Genomic DNA, 5,194 nt, shown 5'->3' with positions numbered 1-5,194 from the left:
GGCCAGCGTCTCCGCCGTGTGTACTACTCAGCCTACAGTCCGATCCCTCACGCCGACGCTCGACTGCCAGGGCAATCGCCGCCGTTGGTACGTGAACATCGTCTTTATCAAGCCGATTGGCTGATGCGTTTTTACGGATTCGATGCCAGTGAGATCGTCGCGGAAAGTGAATCGAATTTGTCGCTTGAGATGGATCCAAAGCTAGCGTGGGCGATCGCGAATCGTCACTTCTTTCCAGTGGACGTGAATCGGGCCAGCCGCGAAGAATTGCTCCGTATTCCAGGGATCGGTGTTCGCAGCGTGGACCGCATCTTGAAGATTCGAAAGTTTCAAAGCCTGCGTATCGCTGACCTGCGAAAACTGCGAGTCGCGTGGAAGCGAACCAAGTGGTTTGTTGAAACGGCGGATCACAATCCCGGTTTGGCCAGTTTGGACAAGCTCGATCTTGGGGAACGTGCCAAACCATCGACGACCCAGTTGTTGCTGTTTGATGCTTCCACGTCAGCAATCTCTGGTGAGGTTTGACCGCGGATGATTCGATCAAATTGCGTTGAGACGTTCGAGCAGTGGCGGACCGAGGCCAGGCGGCTGATCGCGATGAAGGCACGTCCGTCCGATGTGCATTGGCAAACCGACCCAGACCAATTGAGTTTGTTTGAAGAAGGCACCAGTGGTTCAGACAGCCGCCAAGTTTCTGACCGAAAGACGAACGAGCAATCGGTTCCCGCGAATCGAACCTTCACGGTTCCGCAAGACTTTTTGAAACTGGCCGAAAACGTCGCCTGTCACCGCGAATCCGGACGTTGGGCGTTGCTCTACCGCACGCTGTGGCGAATCGTCAACGAGCAGCGTGAACTGCTGAAGATCACAACGGACGACGATGTCTACCAATTGACTCAGATGCAGAAGGCGGTCACGCGCGACGTTCACAAAATGAAAGCGTTCGTTCGGTTTCGAAAGGTCGCTGATGACCCCGAGACCTTTGTGGCTTGGCATCGACCTGATCATCGGATCATGCGATTGGCGGCTCCGTTTTTTGCCCGACGTTTCAAAGGCATGCGTTGGTCGATCTTCACGCCGGATGAGTCGGCGTGTTGGGATCAAACCTCCCTGCAATATGGTCGTGGTGTGTCCGCTAGCGAAGTGGACAGCGACGATTCGCTCGAGGAGCTTTGGAAGACCTACTACGCATCGATCTTCAATCCGGCTCGCGTCAAAGTCGCGATGATGAAACGTGAGATGCCAGTGCGACATTGGGCGACGCTGCCCGAAGCGGGGTTGATTCCGAAACTTCTAGAGCAAGCACCGGCTCGTGTCGAAAAGATGATTGAAACACACGAAGGATTCGGACAGACGGCGATGCACTTCATGCCGTCGGAGATGGATCTGTCGAGTCTAGCTGAGGCGGTGAGGCAGTGTTCCGCTTGCGATCTTTGTCAGGATGCGACACAAGCCGTCTTTGGCGAGGGAAATCCAAGTGCCCAGGTTGTCTTGATCGGGGAGCAGCCCGGCGACCAGGAAGACGTTCAAGGCAAACCCTTTGTCGGACCTGCTGGGCAGCTTCTCAATGAGTGCTTGTCTCAAGCGGGCATCGACCGCAAGGATGTTTACGTGACCAACACGGTCAAGCATTTCAAATTCATACAGCGCGGCAAGCGACGGCTGCATCAGAAACCAAACTCACGTGAAATCTACGCTTGCCGGCCTTGGTTGGAAGCGGAATTGTCGGTGCTTCTTCCCAAGGTGATCGTGTGCTTGGGCGCAACACCGTCTCAGGCGTTGCTCGGCCGCGATTTTCGGATCACCAGATCGCGTGGCAAGCTGCTGCAAACGGAATGGTGTGAGCGGACATTGGCGACTTGGCATCCGGCGGCAGTGTTGCGAATGCCCGATGAATCTCGCCGATCGCAGATGCAAGAGCAACTGATCGGTGACCTGCAATTGGCGGTGAGCGAATCATGATTTTGGAATCGACGCCCATCGGTTTGCATTGTCCACGCGGGGGATTTTACATTGATCCCAACCGTCCAGTTGAACGGGCCATTGTCAGTCACGCGCACACCGACCATGCACGGTGGGGGTGCCGTCACTATTTGGCGGCCAAACCGAGCGAGCACCTTCTGCGAATGCGGATGAACGACGATGCCGAGTTCGAGTTTTTGAATTATGGCGAGTCCGTCTCGATCGCTGGAATCAAGGTCAGCTTTCATCCGGCTGGGCACATCCTCGGTTCCGCTCAAGTTCGTTTGGAATATCGAGGCCGCGTGGAAGTGGTCACAGGCGATTACAAACTCGGTGACGATCCAACGTGTGAAAGCTGGGAACCCATTTGCTGTCACCTGATGGTCACCGAGTCGACATTTGGTTTGCCGGTTTACCGCTGGCAACCGCAAAGCGTGACAACGGCCGCGATCAACCAGTGGTGGCGAGAGAGCCGGGACGCTGGCAAGTGTTGTGTGTTGTATGGCTACGCGGTTGGCAAGAGTCAAAGACTATTGGCCGGATTGGACTCGTCCATCGGGCCGATCTACACGCACGGGGCCGTTGAAAAAGGGACGCAGGCATACCGGGATTCGGGAGTCGCGATGCCCGAGACGACGTACGTCGGCTCCGTCGACGGCAAGCATGACTGGAAGGGCGGCATGGTGGTGGCGGTACCCAGTGCGCATGGGACGCCGTGGATGCGCAAGTTCGGACGTGTCAGTACCGCCATGGCAAGCGGCTGGATGGCGGTTCGCGGAGCCCGGCGACGGCGCAGCGTGGACCGTGGGTTCATTGTCAGCGACCACGTCGATTGGCCGTCGTTGATGCAAGCGATTGAGGCTTGCGATCCCGAGTCGGTTTGGGTCACACATGGATACAGTGCCGTCGTGGCTCGCTACCTTACCGAGCAAGGCCGCCAGGCGAAGGTCTTGGGATCATCCTCTCGCGGTGAAAGTGATGAGGATGCTGAGGCAGAGGAGCACCTTGCCGAATCGGAGGCTGAGTCATGATTCGATTCGCACAGCTTTACAACACCTTGGATTCGACAACCAAGACGAACGAAAAAATCGCTGCGATGTCCGCCTACTTTGGTGAAGCCGAGGGATTGGACGCCGCCTGGGCGATTCACTTTTTGTCCGGGAACAAACTGCGGCAACTCGTGCCATCGAAGATCTTGCGAGTTTGGGCTGCTGAACAGGCAGGTATACCAGATTGGTTGTTCGACGAATCATATCACGCGGTAGGAGACTTGGCAGAAACGCTTGCACTCGTTGTCCCCGAAGGTGACGTGCAGCTCCGTTCGGAATTCGGTTCGCGTCTGTCTTCAGACGAGTGCCATGAAGGCTTCGAAAACGGAGGTGAGACATCCGCTGCGAACCAGAGTCTTGCGGACTGGGTCACTCAGCGGTTGCTTCCGCTCCGTGCAATGGATGAGAACGAGCAACGGTCGGCGATTCTCTCGATCTGGCGACAAACGACGGTCCAGGTTCGTTTTGTGGTGATGAAGCTGATCACAGGCTCTTTTCGCGTTGGTGTGAGCAAGCGTTTGGTGACGCGCGCGATCGCGGATCGCTTTGACATTCCTGCTGATGTGATCGCACACCGTTTGATGGGGAATTGGCAACCATCGGTTGAGTTTTTTCAGAGACTGATCGACCCTGACACGAACGACACGCGGCTCAGCCAGCCATACCCGTTTTGTTTGGCTCACGCAATCGACAATGAGCAAGGGCCGGAGCCGCTTGGCGAAGCTTCGGACTACGTTGCGGAATGGAAATGGGACGGTATCCGCGGTCAGGTGATCCGACGAGAGGGCGAAACGTTCGTTTGGTCACGTGGAGAAGACTTGATGGAAAATCGTTGGCCGGAGATTGAAACGGCTGCCGCTTGTTTGCCAAACGGGACAGTGTTGGACGGCGAGATTCTGGCGTCGAGAGGCGACGGGAACGTGCTTCCGTTTGCGGCACTGCAACGACGGATTGGGCGAAAAACCGTCGGCAAGAAACTCTTGTCAGAAGTCCCGGTTGTCTTTCATGCCTTTGATCTGCTGGAAGAAAACGGTCGCGATCTACGTTCGCTCCCGTTCAAGGATCGTCGTGAGCGACTCGAGGATTTGTTGCGATCGATCGAGCACCCGCACCTCTGTGCGACAAAGCTGATCGCAGGGGATTCTTGGGACGCTTGGCGAACGATTCGTGAGTCAAGCCGCCAGCAACACGCGGAAGGCTTGATGCTGAAGCACAAACAATCGGTCTACGACACCGGACGCGTTCGCGGAACGTGGTGGAAGTGGAAGGTCCAACCGTACACGATCGATGCCGTTTTGATCTATGCACAAAAGGGACACGGCAGGCGTGCGAGTCTGTACACGGACTACACGTTTGCTCTGTGGGACGATGAGAAGTTGGTGCCATTCGCAAAGGCCTATAGCGGATTGACCGATGCCGAGATTCGGAAGGTCGATCGCTTTGTTCGCGCTCACACCAAGGAATCCTTTGGTCCCGTTCGAAGTGTGTCGCCGGAACTGGTGATGGAGCTCGCGTTCGAGGGGCTGCAACGCAGTTCACGACACAAAAGCGGCATCGCGACTCGGTTTCCCCGGATCCAACGTTGGCGTCACGACAAACAAGCTGCCGACGCAAACCATCTCAGCGAGCTTCTTGAATTACTGCCGGCGGAATCATGAGGAAGCCCCGTACACCGTGTCGAAAGTGATCCCGATCTCGGTCCCCGCTGAAAATCCCAACCCGACGCGTGAGCGAGGGACCGTGCTGCTTGGTGGTGATTCCCTCGCTGACGCGTCGGGTTGTGATGGTGAGGGCACGCAATTGTACCCGAGGCAATCGGCACTCATTTGGATGGGTGCGTTTCACAGCGAATGACGCGAGCTTGGTAGCATTCTCAACCCGACGCGTGAGCGAGGGACCATGCTGCTCGGTGGTGAGTCCCTCGCTGACGCGATTTGAAGTTGCGCTTTTGCGTGAGGCATTGGTTATTTCATAACCCGACGCGTCAGCGAGGCGAAGTCAACATCGTTTTTCCCTCGCTGACGCTTCGGGTTTTGAAAAAAGCGCAACTTCAAAACTGACGCGTCGGGTTGTGATGTTGAGGGCACGCAATTGTACCCGAGGCAATCGGTGCTCATTTGGACGGGTGCGTTTCACGGCGGGTGACTTGAGCTTGGTAGCATTCTCAACCCGACGCGTGAGCG

Annotated in this window: 3 protein-coding genes and 1 pseudogene; all 4 read left to right on the top strand. The window is 56.4% G+C overall.

From position 1 onward, the window contains the following. A pseudogene (locus ACF8AM_RS02935) lies at positions 1-525 on the top strand (biotin synthase); the annotation flags it as partial. Positions 526-531: 6 nt separating this feature from the next. Next, complete coding sequence (locus tag ACF8AM_RS02930) at positions 532-1,962, top strand: UdgX family uracil-DNA binding protein (protein WP_392554197.1); 1,431 nt, start codon at positions 532-534, stop codon at positions 1,960-1,962. Further along, a complete protein-coding gene (locus tag ACF8AM_RS02925; protein WP_392554196.1) occupies positions 1,959-2,993 on the top strand; it encodes a ligase-associated DNA damage response exonuclease in 1,035 nt (344 codons plus the stop codon). The genes ACF8AM_RS02930 and ACF8AM_RS02925 overlap by 4 nt, the downstream gene beginning before the upstream one ends. Beyond that, positions 2,990-4,669, top strand: coding sequence for an ATP-dependent DNA ligase (locus ACF8AM_RS02920; protein WP_392554195.1), 1,680 nt, complete (start codon positions 2,990-2,992; stop codon positions 4,667-4,669). Before ACF8AM_RS02925 ends, ACF8AM_RS02920 begins: the two co-directional genes overlap by 4 nt. Positions 4,670-5,194 lie beyond the last annotated feature (525 nt).

This window comes from Rhodopirellula sp. JB055, assembly GCF_043100905.1.
Taxonomy (GTDB): domain Bacteria; phylum Planctomycetota; class Planctomycetia; order Pirellulales; family Pirellulaceae; genus Rhodopirellula.
The sequence above is the reverse complement of the archived record's forward strand: the minus strand, read 5'-3'. Positions and strand labels throughout refer to the sequence as shown.